Raw genomic sequence first — 420 nt, 5'->3', positions numbered from 1 at the left:
CTTCTACAAGTATTACCTGTACATACAAATATTATTTTCACAATTAATCTTCCCCTTTAAATCTATGTCCGCTTGCTTTATCTATTCTATTCATTAATGTAACAGTTTGATGTGTTCGTTCATAACCATTTATCAATATATGTTCAATATCATTTAATTGGTCTGCGATTCTTAATGCATCGTATAAATCATGATGAGCACCTTTAATATCATTTTTATTTTTTCCTAAAGGAATAAATTTAATGTTTTCAGGAACTAAATGCTCTATGCTCCTTGGACCAATAAAAGCTAGTTTTTTACTATTTAATAAATTAAGGTCGAGCGGTTTTGTTATACCACCCTCTATTAACGTTACTGGTTGAGAAGGTGCATAGTGCTGATATTTCATTCCTGGGGCAATTGGTTTATTTATATCTATTT

1 protein-coding gene is annotated in these 420 nt (G+C 30.0%); it reads right to left on the bottom strand.

Annotated elements, in window-relative coordinates; all coding sequences use genetic code 11:
* Window positions 1-43: 43 nt before the first annotated feature.
* The coding region (locus E4T88_RS17580; RefSeq protein ID WP_221411828.1) for a Sua5 family C-terminal domain-containing protein at window positions 44-420 on the bottom strand (377 nt) is incomplete at its 5' end.

Source organism: Dysgonomonas mossii, assembly GCF_004569505.1.
GTDB lineage: Bacteria > Bacteroidota > Bacteroidia > Bacteroidales > Dysgonomonadaceae > Dysgonomonas.
The sequence above is the reverse complement of the archived record's forward strand: the minus strand, read 5'-3'. Positions and strand labels throughout refer to the sequence as shown.